The sequence below is a fragment of the Marinomonas sp. genome (genome assembly GCF_965225885.1).
Classification (GTDB): Bacteria; Pseudomonadota; Gammaproteobacteria; order Pseudomonadales; family Marinomonadaceae; genus Marinomonas.
Genome location: NZ_OZ245329.1, coordinates 2,361,388 through 2,380,467 on the forward strand (window position 1 = coordinate 2,361,388; position 19,080 = coordinate 2,380,467).

Annotated in this window: 17 protein-coding genes and 1 tRNA gene; 13 read left to right on the plus strand and 5 right to left on the minus strand. The window is 42.1% G+C overall.

The window, feature by feature from the left end; all coding sequences use genetic code 11:
- Positions 1–11: 11 nt before the first annotated feature.
- The 3 genes from ACO05V_RS11135 to folX are packed head-to-tail and all read right to left on the minus strand — an operon-like array spanning position 12 to position 4,577.
- A complete protein-coding gene (locus ACO05V_RS11135) occupies positions 12–791 on the minus strand; it encodes a CsiV family protein (protein WP_421851078.1) in 780 nt (259 codons plus the stop codon).
- The gene (gene mfd / locus ACO05V_RS11140) at positions 788–4,201 is read right to left on the minus strand and encodes a transcription-repair coupling factor (protein ID WP_421851080.1); all 3,414 of its coding nucleotides are present in this window, start codon (positions 4,199–4,201) and stop codon (positions 788–790) included. The genes ACO05V_RS11135 and mfd overlap by 4 nt, the downstream gene beginning before the upstream one ends.
- Before the next feature lie 7 nt (positions 4,202–4,208).
- A complete protein-coding gene (folX, locus tag ACO05V_RS11145; protein ID WP_421851082.1) occupies positions 4,209–4,577 on the minus strand; it encodes a dihydroneopterin triphosphate 2'-epimerase in 369 nt (122 codons plus the stop codon).
- A gap of 435 nt (positions 4,578–5,012) precedes the next feature.
- Here folX and ACO05V_RS11150 point away from each other — a divergent pair, with 435 nt between their 5' ends.
- From ACO05V_RS11150 to sthA, 9 genes are all read left to right on the plus strand, one after another.
- Positions 5,013–6,350: a Na(+)-translocating NADH-quinone reductase subunit A gene (locus ACO05V_RS11150; RefSeq protein ID WP_421851085.1), complete on the plus strand. Its 1,338-nt coding sequence runs from the start codon at positions 5,013–5,015 to the stop codon at positions 6,348–6,350.
- Between the two features lie 3 nt (positions 6,351–6,353).
- Positions 6,354–7,550, plus strand: a complete 1,197-nt coding sequence (locus ACO05V_RS11155; RefSeq protein ID WP_421851088.1) for an NADH:ubiquinone reductase (Na(+)-transporting) subunit B — start codon at positions 6,354–6,356, stop codon at positions 7,548–7,550.
- The gene (locus ACO05V_RS11160) at positions 7,543–8,340 is read left to right on the plus strand and encodes a Na(+)-translocating NADH-quinone reductase subunit C (RefSeq protein WP_421851090.1); all 798 of its coding nucleotides are present in this window, start codon (positions 7,543–7,545) and stop codon (positions 8,338–8,340) included. Before ACO05V_RS11155 ends, ACO05V_RS11160 begins: the two co-directional genes overlap by 8 nt.
- Complete coding sequence (locus ACO05V_RS11165; protein ID WP_421851093.1) at positions 8,340–9,002, plus strand: NADH:ubiquinone reductase (Na(+)-transporting) subunit D; 663 nt, start codon at positions 8,340–8,342, stop codon at positions 9,000–9,002. The genes ACO05V_RS11160 and ACO05V_RS11165 overlap by 1 nt, the downstream gene beginning before the upstream one ends.
- Positions 9,003–9,611, plus strand: coding sequence for an NADH:ubiquinone reductase (Na(+)-transporting) subunit E (gene nqrE / locus ACO05V_RS11170; RefSeq protein WP_255825250.1), 609 nt, complete (start codon positions 9,003–9,005; stop codon positions 9,609–9,611).
- Between the two features lie 42 nt (positions 9,612–9,653).
- Entirely contained in the window at positions 9,654–10,880 is a 1,227-nt protein-coding gene (gene nqrF, locus ACO05V_RS11175; protein ID WP_072838023.1) for an NADH:ubiquinone reductase (Na(+)-transporting) subunit F, read from the plus strand.
- 64 nt (positions 10,881–10,944) lie between these two features.
- Complete coding sequence (locus tag ACO05V_RS11180; protein WP_421851097.1) at positions 10,945–11,958, plus strand: FAD:protein FMN transferase; 1,014 nt, start codon at positions 10,945–10,947, stop codon at positions 11,956–11,958.
- A 37-nt stretch (positions 11,959–11,995) separates the two neighbouring features.
- Positions 11,996–12,229 carry a (Na+)-NQR maturation NqrM gene (gene nqrM / locus ACO05V_RS11185; protein WP_212918468.1) on the plus strand — a complete coding sequence of 78 codons (234 nt, stop codon included), beginning with the start codon at positions 11,996–11,998 and terminating at the stop codon, positions 12,227–12,229.
- A gap of 21 nt (positions 12,230–12,250) precedes the next feature.
- Positions 12,251–13,645: a Si-specific NAD(P)(+) transhydrogenase gene (sthA, locus tag ACO05V_RS11190; RefSeq protein ID WP_212918469.1), complete on the plus strand. Its 1,395-nt coding sequence runs from the start codon at positions 12,251–12,253 to the stop codon at positions 13,643–13,645.
- A 71-nt stretch (positions 13,646–13,716) separates the two neighbouring features.
- On the opposite strand, the gene ACO05V_RS11195 is transcribed toward sthA, so the two are convergent.
- Entirely contained in the window at positions 13,717–14,268 is a 552-nt protein-coding gene (locus ACO05V_RS11195; RefSeq protein WP_421851100.1) for a hypoxanthine-guanine phosphoribosyltransferase, read from the minus strand.
- Positions 14,269–14,305: 37 nt separating this feature from the next.
- A complete protein-coding gene (locus ACO05V_RS11200; RefSeq protein ID WP_421851103.1) occupies positions 14,306–15,166 on the minus strand; it encodes a YihY family inner membrane protein in 861 nt (286 codons plus the stop codon).
- A gap of 329 nt (positions 15,167–15,495) precedes the next feature.
- On the opposite strand from ACO05V_RS11200, the gene ACO05V_RS11205 reads away from it, so the two are divergent.
- The 4 genes from ACO05V_RS11205 to clpX all read left to right on the plus strand — a co-directional run bounded on the left by ACO05V_RS11205 (position 15,496) and on the right by clpX (position 19,020).
- Positions 15,496–15,572: transfer RNA gene (locus ACO05V_RS11205), tRNA-Arg, on the plus strand.
- Between the two features lie 118 nt (positions 15,573–15,690).
- Entirely contained in the window at positions 15,691–17,016 is a 1,326-nt protein-coding gene (gene tig, locus ACO05V_RS11210) for a trigger factor (protein WP_421851106.1), read from the plus strand.
- Positions 17,017–17,090: 74 nt separating this feature from the next.
- Complete coding sequence (clpP, locus tag ACO05V_RS11215; protein WP_212918473.1) at positions 17,091–17,723, plus strand: ATP-dependent Clp endopeptidase proteolytic subunit ClpP; 633 nt, start codon at positions 17,091–17,093, stop codon at positions 17,721–17,723.
- A gap of 16 nt (positions 17,724–17,739) precedes the next feature.
- Positions 17,740–19,020 (plus strand): ATP-dependent protease ATP-binding subunit ClpX, encoded by a 1,281-nt coding sequence (gene clpX / locus ACO05V_RS11220; protein WP_421851111.1) that lies wholly within the window; start codon positions 17,740–17,742, stop codon positions 19,018–19,020.
- Positions 19,021–19,080 lie beyond the last annotated feature (60 nt).

The window sequence follows — 19,080 nt, forward strand, 5'->3', positions numbered from 1 at the left end:
TACTTGTTGTTCTATCTGTTGGTGAGTTCGTTTGTGCTTTGCAGAGAATCGTAAGTCAGGCTTTTTCCTGTCTCGGGCGTTACCGATTGTGCCGCAATTTTTTCTATCGCATCTTCTAATTCAATTGGCTCAAAATAAATTAATGTGCCAATTATTGGATGATCTAGATAGTTCACTTTTTTGCTGGCGGTTTTATTGCTTTGATTTAGCTTCAATACCAATGCGGGCTCAAACTCCTTAAATTCAGGTTGGCTTGCAGCCTGTGAGAATATTGAGGTGCTTCCAGCTTGTTCATTGCTTTGAATCGGGTCGGGTCGTGTAAAACTGTCAAATAGATAGTGTTTGTATTGAATGTCTGATTCTAAATAGCGTCCAAGTTTAATGGCTATGTTGCCTGTTAGTTCGGGGTAGCCATCTTTCTCTTGTTTGCTATGAAACGATTTTTCGATAGTGTCTCCTGGAAATCTGAAAATAAGCGTCCATTTTTGGTTGGCCAATATTTTTACATTCCTGCCCAATCTCTCTTCTATGTTGCCGAAAGGAGTGGACTGGTCTGTGTTGTTGTCAGGGTCGATAGCTTTCTCTTCTTCTGACGTTATGCGAAGAAGGCTTTCCGGAGACAGGACATTTTTGTAATCAACTTGTTCGGTTGACAGTCCTTCAGGCCACTGAAAGGTTACTAGATAGCCTTCATAGGGTCTAGCTGTGTCAGGGTTGATTTGCTCCTCTGCGGCATAAAGACGAGTGTTAAGTATGATCAGGGATAAGAAAATAACAATCAGGGATTTCAATGTAATAATTCCAAAGTCATTGTCGTTTGTTGGAAACGCTCTTCTGCGCTGTTCATCGGAGCTAGAAATTTCAACGTATCAGAACCAACCAGTTTATAAATGTCAGGTTTCGTTTGGATGAGGCGAATAAGCTTCATCGGGTCGACCGGTGTTTTGCTGTTAAAGAAGATTTTGCCTTCTTTGGCGTTGGCTTCAATTTTATTAATGCCAAGACTTTCTGCTTTGAGTTTAAGCTCCGTTTGGCGGAATAAATTTTTCGTTGCATCTGGTAATAGCCCAAATCGGTCAATCATTTCTACTTGAAGGTCTTTTAGTTCTTCACTGACCTTTGCGCTAGCAATACGTTTATACAGAATCAAGCGTGAATGTACATCACCTAAATAATCTTCTGGAATGAGCGCGGGTACTCGTAAGTTTACTTCGGTTTGTGCTGGCGATGTAATGTCTACATCAGGTGACTCACCATTTTTGAGGGATTTCACCGCTCTGTCTAGCATGTCCATAAATAGAGAGAAGCCGACGTGTTCAATGTGTCCACTTTGGCCGTCACCCAATAATTCGCCAGTACCGCGAATTTCTAAATCGTGCGTGGCCAGAGTAAAGCCAGCGCCAAGAGTATCGGCAAGCGTGATAGCTTCTAGACGTTTCTCTGCGTCGCCAGTTACTTTGCGATCATTTGGAGTTAACAAGTAGGCGTAGGCCTGATGGTGGGATCGACCAACACGACCGCGTAATTGGTGTAATTGTGCTAGACCAAACTTATCGGCGCGCTCAATGATAATGGTGTTGGCGTTCGGTATATCTATGCCTGTTTCTATAATAGTGGAGCAGACGAGAACGTTGGCTCTTTTATGGTAAAAGTCAGACATGACTTGTTCCAGCTCTCTTTCGCGCATTTGGCCGTGACCGACAATAACGCGAGCTTCTGGAATTAATTCTTCTAATTCCTCGGCCGCTTTTTGAATGGTTTGCACTTCATTGTGTAAGTAATAAACCTGTCCGCCTCGATGCAGCTCGCGCAAAATAGCTTCTTTTATTTGATGCTCATCTTTTTGTTTTACAAAGGTTTTTACGGATAAGCGTTTGGCTGGTGGTGTGGCAATAATGGATAAATCACGAATGCCAGACAAAGACATGTTTAGTGTTCGAGGAATCGGTGTGGCGGTTAACGTTAATATGTCGACTTCAGCTCGTAAGGCTTTGAATTGCTCTTTTTGTTTCACACCAAAACGATGCTCTTCATCGATAATAACCAGTCCTAAATTGGCGAATTTAATATCGCTCTGGATAAGCTTGTGGGTGCCGACGACAATGTCTGCTTTGCCTGATTCTAGTCGATCAATGGACGTATTGGATTGTTTTCCTGAGCGGAAACGGGACAGTAGTTCTATCTCTACTGGCCAGTCTGCAAAGCGGTCGCAAAAGTTTTCATAGTGTTGTTGAGCGAGCAGTGTGGTGGGGACAAGAACAGCTACTTGCTTGCCATCTTGGACGGCTAGGAAGGCGGCTCTCATGGCGACTTCAGTTTTGCCAAACCCTACGTCCCCACAAACCAAGCGATCCATTGGTTTTTTAGTCGACATATCCGCCATAACCGCATCGATAGCCATTTGCTGATCCGGTGTTTCTTCAAACGGGAAGCCTGCAGAGAATAGTTCGTATTGATCATCTGGCTTAGCGAAGGCATAACCGACGCGTGCCTCGCGTTTTGCGTAGATTTCTAGTAGTTCTGCGGCTGTGTCACGGGCTTTTTCTGCTGCTTTTTGTTTCGCAACACTCCACTTGTCAGTGCCAAGTTTATGCAGCGGTGCAGTGTCTTCGTCGGCCCCTGTGTAGCGAGAAATGAGTTGTAATGACGAGACGGGTACGTAAAGCTTGGCGTCATTGGCGTAGCCAAGAGTGAGTAGCTCTGTTTCTTGGCCGTCTATTTCTAGATTGGTCAGCCCAAGGTAGCGACCAACGCCATGATCGATATGGACCACAGGAGCGTTTAACCTCAATTCAGTGAGGTTGCGAATAATCGCATCTTCACTAATGTTGTTTTGCTTGTTGCGTCGACGGTGCTGAGAAACGCGTTCGCCTAATATTTCACTTTCTGGAATCAGAGCTAGCTCATCATTAATGATGAAGCCGCGGCCAATATTACCCTCAGTGATGGCGAGTGTTTTTGTTGACTTAGTGAAAGCTTCCCAGCCGTCCACTTGCTTAGGCTTAATGTTGTATTTTTTTAACAGATCAAGCAGGGCCTCTCGGCGACCGGCAGACTCTGCCACAATCAGTACTCTAGCCGTTGTTTTTGCTAGGAAGTTTTCTAGCTTGCCAAGCGGTTGTGCTGCTTTTGAGTCAATTTTAACAGCATCAAGGGCTTGGTATGTGGGGTGAGTGCCAGCTGCCGAAAAAATTATATTTGTATATCGATTAAGTTGCGCAAAAAGCTCATCTTCTCGTAGGCAAATTTCATCGGGCTTTAAAATTGGGCGCTCGATATTGTAATTAAGTGACTCGTGACGACTGCGGAAATCGAGCTGAATGCTGGCAAACTGATCATTGAAATTATCTGCACGAATGATAAGTGTGTTGTCAGGTAAATACTCAAATACACTGGCTGTTTGCTCAAAAAACAAAGGCAAATAGTATTCTATACCGGCAGGTATTAGGCCGCTGGAAATGTCTTGGTAGATCGGACTAGAAAGAGGGTTGGTTTCAAATCTCTCCCTAAAGGCTTGGCGAAACTGTTGAATTCCCTGTGGTGTAGTCGGAAACTCTTTTGCAGGAAGCATTTTAATTTCGGATACTTTGCTGATGCTGCGTTGAGTTTCAGGGTCAAACCATCGAATGGATTCAATTTCGTTGTCAAACCAGTCAATCCTAATGGGGTTTTCTGCCCCCATTGGATAAACGTCCATCAAGGCGCCACGAATGGCGTATTCACCATGTTCGTGAACGTTTTCTACATTCAGGTAGCCTGCGTTCGTTAGCTTTCTTGAGAGCTGCTCCAGAGGCAGTTCTTGCCCTTCTTCTAAATGAAAGCGTTGAGCATCTAGATGATGTCTTGGGCAAAGGCGCGTTATGCAGGAAGCAACCGTGGTGAGTACGATTGGGTTTTTCGTTTCAGAAAGTTTAGCGAGTGTTTCTAAGCGTTGAGAAATGATGTCTTGATGTGGTGAAAAGGCATCGTATGGTAACGTTTCCCAATCACTAAACCTCAATATTTCTCTTTTGTTTTGATTCAGAAACTGTATTTCATCTTCAAGCTCATTTAATTCGGCGACAGTGTTTGCCATATAAAGCATTGGTTGCTTTTGTTGAGCTGCTATCGCTAGTAGCTGTAATGCTTTTCGGCTGCCATCTAGGCCACTAATTAAATTTTTGAAGCCTGGTTTTAGGGTGATTGATACGGTTTCAGACATGTTGGGCTTATTGTTCTCTAGTGGCGGATAGTGTCAAGGATACAGAGTCTGCAAAACGTAATGCATGTGGTTTTGCGACTTCTACTTTTGCAAAGGTAACATGGTTTGACGTCATGCAAAGCTCCAATAAATCTGCGGTTAGCTTTTCAAGCAAAAGAAAGCGATTATTTTCGGTGTGAGCTATCATTTCTTTGCAGATTGTTCGGTAGTTTACCGCATTTTCAACATCGTCGGTGTCGTAGGCTTGAGATGCTGGATAGTGTACCCAAGCATTAATAACAACGTCTTGCTTGTTTTGTTTTTCAGACTCGTTGAATCCAATATAAGTCCGTAGACGTAAATTTTTAATATGAATTTGAGCTTCTGGTTTGATCATAGTTGTGCTTCCGTGTGTGAGCCTATTCATTTATTAGGCGATATTGTGTCGTTTTCAATCTTGTATGGCAACTGACTAAAGTACGGTGCGGCGTGTTGTTTAGATCGCCTTATTTGCTTTTTATTCATTTGATAAAAGATGTTGTGATGAATTGCGTAATAAAATAACAAAAAAAAGTATTTTTTGTGGCTGTAAATCATGTAATAAGGACAAAGTTGTGCTTTTAAGTAAAAGTTGGTGCTTAAAGACGGTCTCATGAGCTGGTCAATGGGGGGAATGATCTTTATAATACGTCGGTTTTTTGGTGAAGTGAGTTTGTGTTTTACAATTGCCTTACCTTAAGGTTGGTTGTTCGTTCATGCATGTTTTCCCGGAGGGGGGTGTGAACATTACGCATTACGCTTTTTGTGTTCAATTTATTGTTGGGCAGAACATATGTATAAAATTACAAAAGGCCTAGATCTACCGATCTCAGGTGCTCCCAATCAAGTGATTGAGACGGCGACTGCTGCTAAAACAGTCGCTGTGATCGGTCCAGACTTTCATGGAATGAAACCCACCATGCTTGTCAAGGAAGGGGACAAAGTCAAGAAAGGTCAGATTGTCTTTACAGATAAGAAAACAGAGGGTGTTAACTACACTGCTCCTGCTTCTGGAACTGTAGTTGCTATCAATCGTGGTGCACGACGTGTTTTTCAATCGCTAGTTATTAGTGTTGAAGGGAATGAATCTGAGACCTTCACCGCTTATTCTGGCTCTGAGTTAAAATCATTAGAGCGTAGCAAAGTTGTAGATAATCTTGTTAATTCTGGGTTATGGACCGCTTTCCGTACTCGTCCTTTTTCGAAAGTGCCTGAAATTGCTTCAGCGCCTAGCTCTATTTTTGTTACCGCTATTGATACTAATCCGCTCGCTGCTTCTCCTGAAGTTGTGTTGGCTGATCAAGCGGAAGCATTTGCAGATGGTCTTACCGTGTTAACTCGTTTGACTGAAGGTAAGGTTTTTCTATGTAAGGCAGCTGGTGCAAAAATCCCGACAACGTCTGATGTGACGGTTGAAGAGTTCTCTGGTGTACATCCTGCCGGACTTGCTGGTACGCACATTCATTTCCTTGACCCAGTTAGCGACAAAAAAACAGTTTGGTCTATTAATTACCAAGATGTTGTTGCTATCGGTAAACTTTTTGTCACTGGTGAGCTAAGTGTTGAACGAGTTATCGCATTGGCAGGCCCACAGGTTAAAAAACCTCGTTTAGTTCGCACTCAAATTGGTGCAAGCTTGGGTGATTTGTTGGCTGGTGAATTGGCAGAAGGTGATAACCGTGTTATTTCTGGTTCTGTTCTTTCTGGTCGTAATGCTTTTGGTGCTTTTGCCTTCTTGGGTCGCTACCACAACCAAGTATCAGTATTGCTTGAAGGTCGTGAGCGTCAAATGATGCATTATCTTCGTGCTGGTGTAGAAAAACATTCTGTTATGAATGTGTTTTTATCCAAGCTTACCGGTAAAAAATCATTCGATATGACAACGACAACAAATGGTAGTGATCGTACTATGTTGCCACTTGGTAATTTTGAGCGCGTTATGCCGCTTGATATTTTGCCAACACAGTTGCTACGTGCGTTAGTTGTGAATGATACGGAGCAGGCTCAGAAGCTTGGTGCACTTGAGTTGGATGATGAAGATTTGGCTTTGTGTACTTACAGTTGCTCAGGTAAGTTCGAATATGGCCCGATCCTTCGGGATTGCCTAACTCTAATAGAGAAAGAGGGTTAATTCATGGGGCTTAGAAAAGTACTCGATAAAATGGAACCTGAGTTTCACTCAGGTGGAAAATACGAAAAGTGGTACGCGCTTTATGAAGCGGTAGATACTATTTTTTATCGCCCAAGTTCAGTGACCAAAAATGGCTCTCATGTTCGTGATGCTGTGGATATGAAGCGCATCATGATTTTGGTGTGGATGTGTACATTCCCAGCTATGTTCTTTGGTATGTACAATATTGGTTTACAAGCAAATACGGCTATGGAAGCAATGGGTGTCGCACCTGCTGACTCTTGGCGCCATGCTATTATTGGTAGTCTGACTAGCTATAATGCCTCAAGCATTTGGGACAATATGATTTACGGCGCAATGTACTTTTTGCCTGTTTATCTTGTCACCTTTATTGTTGGTGGTTTTTGGGAGGTATTGTTTTCTTCTGTGCGTAAGCATGAAATAAACGAAGGCTTCTTTGTTACCTCTATCCTGTTCGCGCTTTCATTGCCTGCAACGGTTCCTTTATGGCAGGTTGCCTTAGGGATTAGTTTCGGTGTTGTGTTGGCGAAAGAAGTGTTTGGAGGTACAGGTAAAAACTTCCTAAACCCTGCATTGGCTGGCCGTGCTTTCCTATTCTTTGCGTACCCAGCATCTATGTCTGGTGATGCAGTTTGGACAGCGGTTGATGGTTTTTCTGGTGCGACAGCGCTAAGTCAGCTTGCAGCTGATGGTGTCGCTGGTTTGACGGTTGCTTGGTCTGATGCGTTCTTTGGCTTTATTCAAGGTTCAATGGGCGAGACTTCTACTCTAGCTATCTTAATTGGTGGTTGTGCATTGTTAGTGATGCGAATTGCTTCTTGGCGAATCGTCGCTGGCGTTATGCTGGGTATGGTACTAACCTCTGCGTTGTTTAATGTAATTGGTTCTGACACTAATCCTATGTTTGCTACACCTTGGTACTGGCATCTTGTTCTAGGTGGCTTTGCTTTCGGGATGATGTACATGGCGACGGATCCAGTATCTGCATCAATGACGAATCGTGGTAAGTGGTTTTATGGCGCTCTGATTGGTTTGATGGTTGTTCTGATTCGTGTTGTTAACCCTGCGTACCCAGAAGGTATGATGTTGGCAATTCTGTTTGCGAATTTGTTTGCGCCATTTATTGACCACTTTGTTGTTCAGGCAAACATTAAACGGAGGATTGCACGCAATGGCTAGCAGTAACGATAGTATTAAAAAGACCATTATAGTTGCTTTATCTTTGTGTTTGGTTTGTTCTATTTTTGTTGCAGCGGCAGCAGTAGGCCTTAAGCCTATTCAGAACACCAATAAAGATTTAGACCGTAAACGCAATATTTTATCTGCTGCTGGAATGCTTGAAAAAGATAAATCTGTTGATGAAATTTTTGAGTCAGTTGAAACTCGTATTGTGAATTTGCAGACTGGTAAGTTTGCAACACAAGATGAGTTGAAAGAAGCAGGCATTAAACCTGAAACTTTTGACCAGAAGGCTGCATCGAAAGATCCTAGTTTATCTATTTCACTTAAGGGTAATGATCCAGCGGGTATCAAACGCCGTTCAAACTTCTCTGCAGTTTATCTTGTGAAGTCTGGTGATAGCATTGATCGAATCATTCTTCCTGTTCATGGTTATGGCTTATGGTCAACTATGTATGGTTTTATGGCTTTGAAAAATGACTTCAATACTGTGATTGGTTTTGGTTTCTACGATCAGGCTGAAACTCCTGGATTGGGTGGTGAAGTTGACAACCCTAACTGGAAGGCATTGTGGAAAGGTAAAGAAATTTACAATGAGCAGGGTGAAGCTGTTATCCATCTTGTAAAGGGTGGTGTTGATAGTTCTGATCCTAACGCTGCTTATAAAGTAGATGGTTTATCTGGTGCAACACTAACCAGTCGTGGTGTGACTCATCTTGTTCAATACTGGTTGGGTCAGGAAGGTTTTGGACCGTTCTTAACGCAACTTCGTAGCGAAGGAGTTCAATAATGTCTGATGTGAAAAAAGTCCTCTTTGGGCCAATTCTTGCTAATAACCCGATTGCTTTGCAAATCTTGGGTATTTGTTCTGCGTTGGCTGTAACAAGTAGTATGAAAGTTAGTTTGGTTATGGCTATTGCCTTAACTTTAGTAACGGCTTTTTCAAGCTTCTTTATTGCGATTATTCGTAATCACATTCCAAACAGTATTCGTATCATTGTTCAGATGATCATCATTGCTTCATTGGTAATTGTGGTTGATCAGATCTTGAAGGCGTTTGCTTTCGAAATCAGTAAGCAGCTTTCTGTATTTGTTGGTCTTATCATTACGAATTGTATCGTGATGGGTCGTGCAGAAGCGTTTGCGATGAAAAATGGTCCTGTAATGAGCTTTGTAGATGGTATCGGTAATGGTTTGGGCTACAGTGCGATGTTAATCGTTGTTGCCTTTTTCCGTGAGCTACTTGGTGCGGGTAAATTATTTGGCGTTGAGATCTTCGCTACTGTTCAGAATGGTGGTTGGTATCAGCCTAATGGCTTGATGTTGCTTCCACCTAGTGCATTCTTTGTTATTGGCTTGGTTATTTGGGCTTTACGCTCTTATAAGAAAGAGCAAGTTGAAGAGCCTGAATTCAAGATTGCAGCGAATTCTCGTTCTCAGGAGGCGCTCTAAATGGAACATTTAATAAGTCTATTTGTTAAGGCTGTTTTTGTTGAAAACATGGCGTTGGCTTTCTTCCTTGGTATGTGTACTTTTTTGGCTTTGTCCAAAAAAGTGGAAACAGCGATAGGTTTGGGGATAGCGGTTGTTGTTGTTTTGGCGATTACGGTTCCGCTTAATAACTTGTTGTACCAGAATCTATTGGTAGATGGCGCGCTTGAATGGGCGGGTTTACCTGGTGTTGATCTTAGCTTCCTGGGCCTATTGAGCTACATTGGTGTTATCGCTGCTGTCGTTCAGATATTGGAAATGACTTTGGATAAATATATGCCTGCGTTGTACAACGCGCTGGGTGTGTTTTTACCTCTTATCACAGTGAACTGTGCCATCATGGGGGCTTCTTTGTTCATGGTTGAGCGCGACTATAACTTTGGCGAGAGTGTTGTTTACGGTGTGGGTGCTGGTGTTGGTTGGGCGTTAGCGATTGCTGCGCTGGCCGGTATTCGGGAGAAACTTAAGTATTCAGATGTTCCTGCGGGTCTTCGTGGTCTTGGTATCACGTTTATTACAGTGGGTCTGATGAGCTTAGGTTTTATGTCATTTTCTGGTGTGCAGCTTTAATTGGCTGCCCATTTAGACAACCAAGAATAAGGTTTAACTAACATGGTCAACTTAGAAATTATTCTAGGTGTGGTGATGTTCACAGCTATCGTGCTTGCGTTAGTGGCAATTATCCTTGCTGCTCGTGCGCGCTTGGTAAGTACTGGGGACGTTACAATTCGCATCAATGGTGAAAAGGAAGTAACTGCACCTGCTGGTGGTAAGTTGCTGCAAACTTTGGCGAACAGTGGCATTTTTCTATCATCTGCTTGTGGCGGTGGTGGTACTTGCGCGCAGTGTAAATGTAAGGTGACTAGTGGTGGTGGTTCTATGCTATCTACTGAGCAGTCTCACTTTACTCGTCGTGATGAAAAAGAAGGTTATCGTTTGTCTTGTCAGGTTTCTGTGAAACAGGACATGGACGTTGAAGTGCCTGAAGAAGTATTTGGCGTTAAGGCTTGGGAATGTACTGTGGAGTCAAACCCTAACCTAGCTACCTTTATCAAAGAGTTAACGTTGAAATTGCCTGAGGGTGAGAATGTTGATTTCCGTGCTGGTGGTTATGTTCAGCTAGAAGCGCCAGCGCATACTGTTTATTACAAAGATTTTGATATTGAAGAAGAGTATCGTGGTGACTGGGATAAATTTAACCTTTGGAAGTTTGTATCTAAGGTAGATGAAACCGTTATTCGTGCTTATTCAATGGCGAACTATCCTGAAGAAAAAGGCATTGTGAAGTTTAATATTCGTATTGCTTCTCCACCTCCAGGTAAAGATGATTTGCCTCCAGGTCAGATGTCTTCTTATGTCTTTAGTCTTAAGCCTGGCGATAAGATAAAAGTATACGGTCCATTTGGTGAGTTCTTTGCCAAAGATACTGATGCTGAAATGGTGTTTGTTGGTGGTGGTGCTGGTATGGCACCAATGCGTTCACATATCTTTGATCAGCTTAAGCGTTTGAATTCTAAACGTAAGATTTCTTTCTGGTATGGTGCCCGTAGTGTCCGTGAAGCTTTCTATTCTGAAGAGTACGATAAACTTCAAGAAGAGAATGATAACTTCGAATGGCATTTGGCGCTTTCGGATCCTCAGCCAGAGGATAACTGGGAAGGTAAAACAGGTTTCATTCATAATGTTCTTTATGAGAGCTATCTAAAAGACCATCCTGCTCCAGAAGATTGTGAGTTCTACATGTGTGGGCCTCCAATGATGAACGCATCTGTTATTAAGATGTTAGAAGATCTAGGTGTAGAAAAAGAAAACATTCTGCTTGATGATTTCGGTGGCTAGCACCTGAATAAAGACCCACCTTTTGGTGGGTCTTTATTTTATTGGTGGCTAAAAAAGACCTTATATGCGTAAAAAAATACTATTTCCAATTTTCCTACTTATCGCTATTGCGGTTGTTTACCGTCTTTCTGTTTTTACTCCTGAACTGGCAAGTTTCTCTGGCCCGACAATGGGTACAACCTATACAGTGAAATTTTTTACTACAAAAGACGTTAATAATTCTTCGGATTTGAAATACGACGTTGATGCAGCTTTGGTTAGAGTTAACAAGCTTATGTCGACTTATGATCCTAATTCAGAGTTATCGCTATTTAATAAGTTGCCTAAAGGTCAGTCTGCGGTTGTCAGTAAAGATGTGGCTTATGTTATTGATAAGGCTTTGCTTATTAGTGAAATGAGCGATGGTGAGTACGATGTTACTATCGGTCCTTTGGTTAACTTGTGGGGGTTTGGTCCAGGTAAACGCGAAGATAAAGTGCCTAGTCAAGATGCGATTGACGAAGCCAAGTTGCGAGTGGGCTACCATTACTTAAAGCTTGATAACCTCCATTTGACAAAAGAAAAAGATATTTATGTGGATTTATCTTCCATTGCTAAAGGATATGGCGTTGATGTTGTTGCGCGGGTTTTGGAGGATAAAGGGATAGAAAGTTACTTGGTTGAAGTGGGTGGTGAGATCGCGTCAAAAGGTATTAAGCCTGATGGATCACCCTGGAAGATAGCAATAGAGAGCCCGGCAGGTGGGCACGATATCGCAGAGCGTATAATTGATGTAAAAGATGTTGCTGTTGCGACATCGGGTGATTATCGAAATTATTTTGAGAAAAACGGCGTGCGTTATTCTCATACAATTAGTCCAGCAACGGGTAGGCCCATTACGCATAGGTTGGTTTCTGTTACTGTAGTAGATAAAACAACAACAATGGCTGATGGTCTTGCTACTGCAATTACTGTGCTTGGTCCCGAAAAGGGTTTCGAGTTTGCGCAGAAAAATGGCATTGCAGCGTATTTGTTGGTGAAAACAGATTTCGGTTTTGAGGAGCATCCATCTGATGCTTTCAGGTCTTATTTAAAATAAATGCGCTTTTAGTTTTCTTGTTTTTAGGAGATATCATATGTTGACGATTATTTTGGCATTTGCCCTTATGCTTTTATTGGTTACTGCTATGTCTGTCGGTGTGTTGATGGGTAGAAAGCCTATTTCAGGTTCTTGTGGCGGCATGAGTGCTCTGGGTATGGAGGTCGCCTGCGATATTTGTGGTGGTGACAAAGGTAAGTGTGAGAAAGAAACGAAAAAAGGTATGGCGGCAACAGTTTCTGATGACACGTTTTATGACGCATCTAAATAATTGAACAGTGAAGAGGGTATTATGACAACCAGACATTATGATGTGGTGGTGTTAGGCACTGGGCCTGCCGGAGAAGGCGCGGCAATGAGCGCTGCAAAGGCTGGCAAAAGAGTGGCTGTTATTGAGGCGAGTTCGCAAGTTGGCGGAAGTTGTACGCATTTAGGAACCATTCCGTCAAAGGCGTTGCGTCACGCTGTTAAGGAGATTATAGCTTTTAATACTAATCCGATGTTCCGTGATATCGGTGAACCTCGTTGGTTTTCATTTCCAAAAGTTTTGGATCGTGCGAATCGAGTCATTGATAAGCAAGTGATGGGGCGTACTGAGTATTATGCGCGTAACCGAATTGATATTTACTTTGGTAGAGGTAAGTTCAAGGATGCGAATACAATAGAAGTAAATACTTATGAGAAAGGGCCAGAGCTTCTGGTGGCTAAAAAGGTGGTTATTGCAACGGGCTCACGTCCATACCGTCCAGCCAATATCGATTTCTCGCATCCTCGTATTTATTGTTCCGATACTATCTTAAGTTTAAGTCACACTCCGCGCTCTTTGATTATTTATGGTGCGGGCGTAATTGGTTGTGAGTATGCATCTATTTTTTGTGGTTTGGGTGTGCGTGTTGAGCTAATCAATCCAGCCAAAAAACTATTGAGCTTTCTTGATGATGAAATTACCGATGCCTTGAGTTATCACTTGCGTGATGGTGGTGTGCTTATTCGTCATAACGAAACATATGACTCGGTTGAGACAACAGAGCGTGGTGTTGTTATGCATATGGCGTCAGGTAAAAAACTACGCGCAGACGCCTTATTGTTCTGTAATGGTCGATCAGGTAATACCGATAATTTGGGCTTAGAATCGATTAATCTAGACGTTAATAGTCGTGGGCAGCTGGCGGTAAATGATACTTATCAAACGCAAGTTGAAAACGTTTATGCTGCGGGTGATGTTATTGGCTGGCCGAGTCTAGCAAGTGCGGCGTATGATCAAGGCCGTGCTGCGGCAGCTAATATGTTCGGTGCGCCAGGTGGTGAGTTCATTAGTGAAGTGCCAACAGGTATTTATACAATTCCTGAGATCAGTTCCGTCGGTAAAACTGAAGCAGAATTAACGGCTGAAAAAGTGCCTTACGAAGTGGGTCGTGCTTTCTTTAAAAACACTGCTCGCGCGCAAATTACAGGTGAAGCGGTTGGTATGCTTAAGATTTTGTTTCACCGCGAGTCTTTGGAGTTGTTGGGGATCCACTGTTTTGGCGACCAAGCGTCAGAGATTGTTCACATCGGGCAAGCTATTATGAAGCAACCAGGTAAGCAGAATACATTGAAATATTTTTTAAACACGACGTTTAACTACCCAACTATGGCGGAAGCCTATCGAGTTGCAGCGCTTAATGGTTTTAACCGAGTTTTCTAGTTTTTGTTTGTCATAAAAAATGCCCGCTTCATTGAAGTGGGCATTTTTTTTGTTTGCGATTTAATGAAGAGTTAGCTGCCTTTGATGGCGTAGATGCCTTTTAGATTTCTGAAGAAGCCTTTGTAATCCATGCCGTAACCGAATAAAAACCTATCAGCCACATCGGTTCCGATATAATCGGGTGTCATGTCTGTTTTACGGTCGTGCAACTTATTGATGACGGTTGCTGTGTATACACTGCTTGTTTTCTGCTCTTCTAGCCATTGAGTTATAGCTTGTAGGGTATGCCCTTGATCGAAAATATCATCTACAACTAGGATGTGCCGATCCTTAAGGTTTGTTTGTGGGTAGCTTAGCCAGTTAAGTGAGGCGCCTTCCGTTTCCATTCCGTATCGAGTTGCATGAATGTAGTCGAGTTCTAAGGGAAAATTTAAACGTTCTATCAAAGCGGCTGTTGGAATTAATCCGCCATTCATAACACAAAGAACAAGTGGAAGTTTGTCTGCAAGGTCTGCTGTTATTTGTATTGCCATCTTATCAAGGGCTTCGTTAAGTTTTGCTTCGTCAACTAAGCAATCCGCCTCATCTAAAATTTTGTTTAGGTCGTTGATTGTATTCGTCATGGTAAGCTCTATTGTGGAAAATTTGCGGGATTTTACATTAATCCTGACCGGATGCTAAGTTTTTCTGTTGGGATGTGGTCTTTATGTTGTGTAGTGTGGCGCACAGGCAGATGGATGCAAGAACGATTAGCCATGAGCTTTGCAACCAGATAAGAAAAATGGGGATGGCTGCAAACGCACCATAAACGACTTGATAGCTACTGAAGAACTGGGCAAATGAGCTAAATATAGTGTTTAAGATAAATAAGCCGATACTGCCTGCTAAGGCTGATATTGAAGCCCACTTTAATGAGACTTCTGCATTTGGAGTTAAAAAATTTAGTGTTAATAGCATTAAAAAATACAGTGTGATGCTACCCAGTTCCAACAAGTTATCAGTCCAAGCGTTTGTTTGTGTTCCTTGTATTTCCATTGAAATGAGGGTGCCGTATAGGCTTAACGAAGAGGCAAAGATAATTGGCCCTAACGTTAGAATCGCCCAATAAGTTAATAGTCTCTCTCGGATTTTTCGTACTTTTTTTATTTCCCAAATCGATTGAACACTGCTTTCAAAGCTATTTAGTAATAGTAGGGCGGTCAAAACAAGGGCGACCAGTCCTGCGGCAGGCAGGTTTTTGCTTTGTTCTGAAAACTTAATTAAGTAAGGCATCATTATATCGCTAGAGCCGGGCGCTAGGTGTTGTTCGATGAGTTGGAATAGTTGAGCTTGCATCGCTTCGAGTGCAGGGGTAAAGCTTAGTATTCCAACAATAATGGTTATGATGGGGACAGCTGCTAGTAGGCTTGATAGAGTGAGTTGTGCTGCTTTTTGTGAAAGGTTGCTGTGTTTGAATCTTGTTATTGTTAAATGTCCATAGCGTTTAAAGACAAGAAAGAAGTAGATTAAGCGTTCAGGCATAGCGATCAGGCTCTATTGAATAAGGTATTACAATATCACAGCTGAAAAGAGATTTTAAAAAACTTCCTTTTTATGCACATTGCACAAGCATAGTGCAATGTGACTTCTTTTGGAGCATGAGGCTTGTTTTTTAAAGGGGGAGCTTGTAATATTTATATCGTTCCTTTTGTGATATTTGTGCTGCGGAGTAGTGAATTTTAACTATTCTCGGTTCCTTGGTTGCAAATAGTCATTTTTAGCCCAGTTTTACTGGGCTTTTTTATGTCTATTGGTTGACGATTGCTATTCCATCCCTATAATAGCCCACCACATGAAATGTAATGATCTTTGTTCCGTTAGCTCAGTTGGATAGAGCAACCGCCTTCTAAGCGGTAGGTCACTGGTTCGAATCCAGTACGGAGCACCATTTCAGTCCATTACTTTAATTAAATTATTATTTAGGTTTTGTTGGCTGTAAGTGAATAGATGTCTTGTTAATGACAAGATTGCCAACAAATTAAAGCAGGTTCCCGAGAGGAAGTTTTATGCAAGTTTCTGTAGAGACAACGTCTCCAATTGAGCGCGTTCTAACAATTAGTGTTCCAGCTGCTCGTGTTGACGAAAAAGTAAATTCTGAAGTGGCTAAAACAGCGAAAACAATTCGTATTGATGGTTTTCGTAAAGGTAAAGTGCCTGTTAGCGTTGTAAAAAAACGTTATGGCCAAGGTATCCGTCTTGACGCTGTAGAGCAAATTATGCGTGATGCATATGTTGAGGCGATTCAGAAAGAATCTATTCAGCCTGCAGGTATGCCTTCAATCGAACCTAAGAACTTTGCCGAAGGGGCTGATCTTGAGTTTGTTGTTAAAGTGGAAGTTTATCCAGAAGTAACATTAGCTGATAATTCTGCTATCAAAGTGGATCGCGTTGTGTCTGATGTAACTGATGCAGATGTTGATGTTATGCTAGAAACTTTGCGTAAGCAAAATTCTGAATGGACTGCTGTTGAGCGCGCATCTGCGGACGGCGATCAGGTTACAATTGATTTTGTTGGTTATCTAGGTGATGAGGCTTTCGACGGCGGTGCTGCTGAAGGTCATAAATTGGTGTTGGGTTCCAATACCATGATTCCAGGTTTTGAATCTGGTATCCTAGGTGCTAAAGCTGGTGAAGAGCGTACTATCACAGTTACTTTCCCAGAAGACTACCAAGCTGAAAACTTGAAAGGTAAAGAAGCGACTTTCAAAATTACTGTTTCTGAAGTTGCAGAGCAAGTTCTTCCTGAGCTAGATGATGCTTTCGTAGAAAAATTTGGTCTAGAGGAAGCGACTATTTCAGCTTTACGTGCAGAAGTGCGTAAAAATATGGAACGTGAACTAAATCAAGCAATTAAGGCAAAACTTAAAAATGCTTTGTTTGAAGGTTTGTCTTCAATCAATGAAGTTGAAGTGCCTTCTGCTCTTATTGATCAAGAAGTTGATGCACTTCGTAAGCAAGCTGCTCAGCAGTTTGGCGGCCAAGGTTTTGATGCTTCTCAGCTACCTGCTGAATTGTTCCAAGAAGAGGCTAAAAAACGCGCTAAGCTAGGTTTGTTGATTTCTGAAGTTATCAAGAAAGATGATTTGAAAGTTGATGATGACCGTGTTCGTGCTTTCTTAGAGGACATGGCTCAGGCTTACCAAGAGCCTCAGCAAGTTATTGATTTTTACTTAAAGAACAAAGAGCAATTAGCGCAAGTGCAATCTGCTGTACTTGAAGAGCAAGTTGTTGATAAACTGTTAGAATCTGCTCAAGTTACTGAAGTAACTTTGGGATATGAAGACGCTATCAAGCCAAATGCCCAAGCTGAAGAGGCTGGGGAAGAAGCATAAGACGAGTCTTATCTTTTTTAATAAGGTCGACATAGCAAATGCTATGTCGACCTTTTTGTTTTAAGGAATGCGATATGAATTTGATGAACCCGACTACTGGTCCTGTTGCAATCACAAGTAATGGTCTTGTCCCAATGGTTATTGAGCAGACCGCTCGTGGAGAAAGGTCATTTGATATTTACTCTCGCCTACTTAAGGAGCGAGTGATCTTTTTGGTTGGTCAAGTTGAGGATCACATGGCCAACTTGGTTGTGGCACAGTTACTATTTTTAGAATCAGAAAACCCAGATAAAGATATTCATTTGTATATTAATTCACCTGGTGGGTCTGTTACTGCTGGCATGTCTATTTATGATACGATGCAATTTATTAAGCCAGATGTTAGTACCATGTGTATTGGTCAAGCGGCGAGCATGGGGGCCTTGTTGTTAACAGCAGGTGCTGCTGGTAAGCGTTATTGTTTGCCCAATTCACGAGTTATGATTCATCAGCCTTTGGGCGGTTATCAGGGGCAAGCTTCTGATATTGAGATTCACACCCGTGAAATCTTAAGTATCAAACATAAATTAAATGAAATTATTTCTTTTCATACAGGTAAGCCAATTGAGCAGGTTGCTATTGATACGGACCGTGATAACTTCATGAATCCGCAAACAGCAAAAGATTACGGTTTGATTGATGATATCTTGCAGAAACGAACAGTTTAAGAAAAGGGTGGAATAAATGTCGGATGATAATTTTAGCCGTGGCGACCACTCCGATCGGTTATTGTATTGCTCTTTTTGCGGAAAGAGCCAAGACGAAGTAAAAAAACTTATTGCAGGGCCTTCTGTCTATATTTGCAATGAGTGTGTGGATTTGTGTAATAACATCATCACGCAGGAGCTGTCTCAGATTACTGAAGATGGTGAGTCTGCGGATGAATTGCCAACACCTGCAAAATTGAGTGCAGCGCTTGATGACTATGTTATTGGTCAAGATAAGGCTAAACGTGTTTTGGCTGTAGCGGTTTATAACCATTACAAGCGTTTGCGTCATCAGGGTAAAACGGATACTAGTATTGAATTGGGTAAGAGTAATATCTTGCTAATTGGTCCAACGGGTAGTGGTAAGACACTTTTGGCTCAGACGCTTGCTCGTGTTCTAGATGTGCCTTTTACTATTGCTGATGCGACTACGTTGACAGAGGCTGGATATGTTGGTGAAGATGTTGAGAACATCATTCAGAAACTATTGCAGAACTGTGATTACGATGTAGAAAAAGCGCAGCGTGGTATTGTGTATATTGATGAGATTGACAAGATTTCTAGAAAGTCTGATAACCCATCTATTACGCGTGATGTGTCTGGTGAAGGTGTTCAGCAGGCTTTGCTTAAGCTAATTGAAGGTACGGTTGCTTCTGTCCCTCCACAAGGTGGTCGCAAGCATCCTCAGCAAGAATTTTTGCAGGTCGATACTTCTAATATTTTGTTTATTTGTGGTGGGGCGTTCGCTGGTTTAGAGCGTGTTATCAGTGATAGAACAGAAAAAAGCAGTATTGGTTTTTCTGCAACCGTGAAGAGCAAAGAAGAAGGCCGATCTTTTTCTGAAGCCGTTCACCGTGTAGAGACGGAAGATTTAGTTAAATTCGGTTTGATTCCTGAGTTTGTTGGTCGTTTGCCTGTTGTGGCGACACTTTCAGAATTGGATGAAGAAGCGTTAATGACGATCTTAAGTCAGCCTAAAAATGCGCTTGTAAAACAGTATCAGCATTTGTTTGAACTGGAAGGTGTTGAGCTTGAGTTTACCCCAGAGTCTTTACGTGAAGCGGCTAAATTAGCCTTAGAGCGTAAAACTGGTGCTCGTGGTTTGCGTAGTATTTTGGAGTCTGCTTTATTGGATTGCATGTATGAGCTTCCAACTCGCAATGATGTTGCGAAAGTTGTTATGGATGCCACTTCAATTCGCGGCGAGTCTGCACCTCTGATGGTGCTAGAAAAAGAAGAATTGGCTAAAAACGCTTAATTCTCTTTATAGCCAAGAAAAATAAAAGGCCGAATTTAAGTTTTATTACTTAAACTCGGC

What these genes read in the sequence shown, in the direction of transcription:
- tig (WP_421851106.1), top strand. Translation starts at nt 15,691, where the DNA reads ATGCAAGTTTCTGTAGAGACAACGTCTCCAATTGAGCGCGTTCTAACA.
- ACO05V_RS11165 (WP_421851093.1), top strand. Translation starts at nt 8,340, where the DNA reads ATGTCTGATGTGAAAAAAGTCCTCTTTGGGCCAATTCTTGCTAATAAC.
- ACO05V_RS11180 (WP_421851097.1), top strand. Translation starts at nt 10,945, where the DNA reads ATGCGTAAAAAAATACTATTTCCAATTTTCCTACTTATCGCTATTGCG.
- ACO05V_RS11155 (WP_421851088.1), top strand. Translation starts at nt 6,354, where the DNA reads ATGGGGCTTAGAAAAGTACTCGATAAAATGGAACCTGAGTTTCACTCA.
- sthA (WP_212918469.1), top strand. Translation starts at nt 12,251, where the DNA reads ATGACAACCAGACATTATGATGTGGTGGTGTTAGGCACTGGGCCTGCC.
- nqrE (WP_255825250.1), top strand. Translation starts at nt 9,003, where the DNA reads ATGGAACATTTAATAAGTCTATTTGTTAAGGCTGTTTTTGTTGAAAAC.
- nqrM (WP_212918468.1), top strand. Translation starts at nt 11,996, where the DNA reads ATGTTGACGATTATTTTGGCATTTGCCCTTATGCTTTTATTGGTTACT.
- ACO05V_RS11200 (WP_421851103.1), bottom strand. Translation starts at nt 15,166, where the DNA reads ATGCCTGAACGCTTAATCTACTTCTTTCTTGTCTTTAAACGCTATGGA.
- ACO05V_RS11195 (WP_421851100.1), bottom strand. Translation starts at nt 14,268, where the DNA reads ATGACGAATACAATCAACGACCTAAACAAAATTTTAGATGAGGCGGAT.
- nqrF (WP_072838023.1), top strand. Translation starts at nt 9,654, where the DNA reads ATGGTCAACTTAGAAATTATTCTAGGTGTGGTGATGTTCACAGCTATC.
- ACO05V_RS11150 (WP_421851085.1), top strand. Translation starts at nt 5,013, where the DNA reads ATGTATAAAATTACAAAAGGCCTAGATCTACCGATCTCAGGTGCTCCC.
- ACO05V_RS11160 (WP_421851090.1), top strand. Translation starts at nt 7,543, where the DNA reads ATGGCTAGCAGTAACGATAGTATTAAAAAGACCATTATAGTTGCTTTA.
- folX (WP_421851082.1), bottom strand. Translation starts at nt 4,577, where the DNA reads ATGATCAAACCAGAAGCTCAAATTCATATTAAAAATTTACGTCTACGG.
- clpP (WP_212918473.1), top strand. Translation starts at nt 17,091, where the DNA reads ATGAATTTGATGAACCCGACTACTGGTCCTGTTGCAATCACAAGTAAT.
- mfd (WP_421851080.1), bottom strand. Translation starts at nt 4,201, where the DNA reads ATGTCTGAAACCGTATCAATCACCCTAAAACCAGGCTTCAAAAATTTA.
- clpX (WP_421851111.1), top strand. Translation starts at nt 17,740, where the DNA reads ATGTCGGATGATAATTTTAGCCGTGGCGACCACTCCGATCGGTTATTG.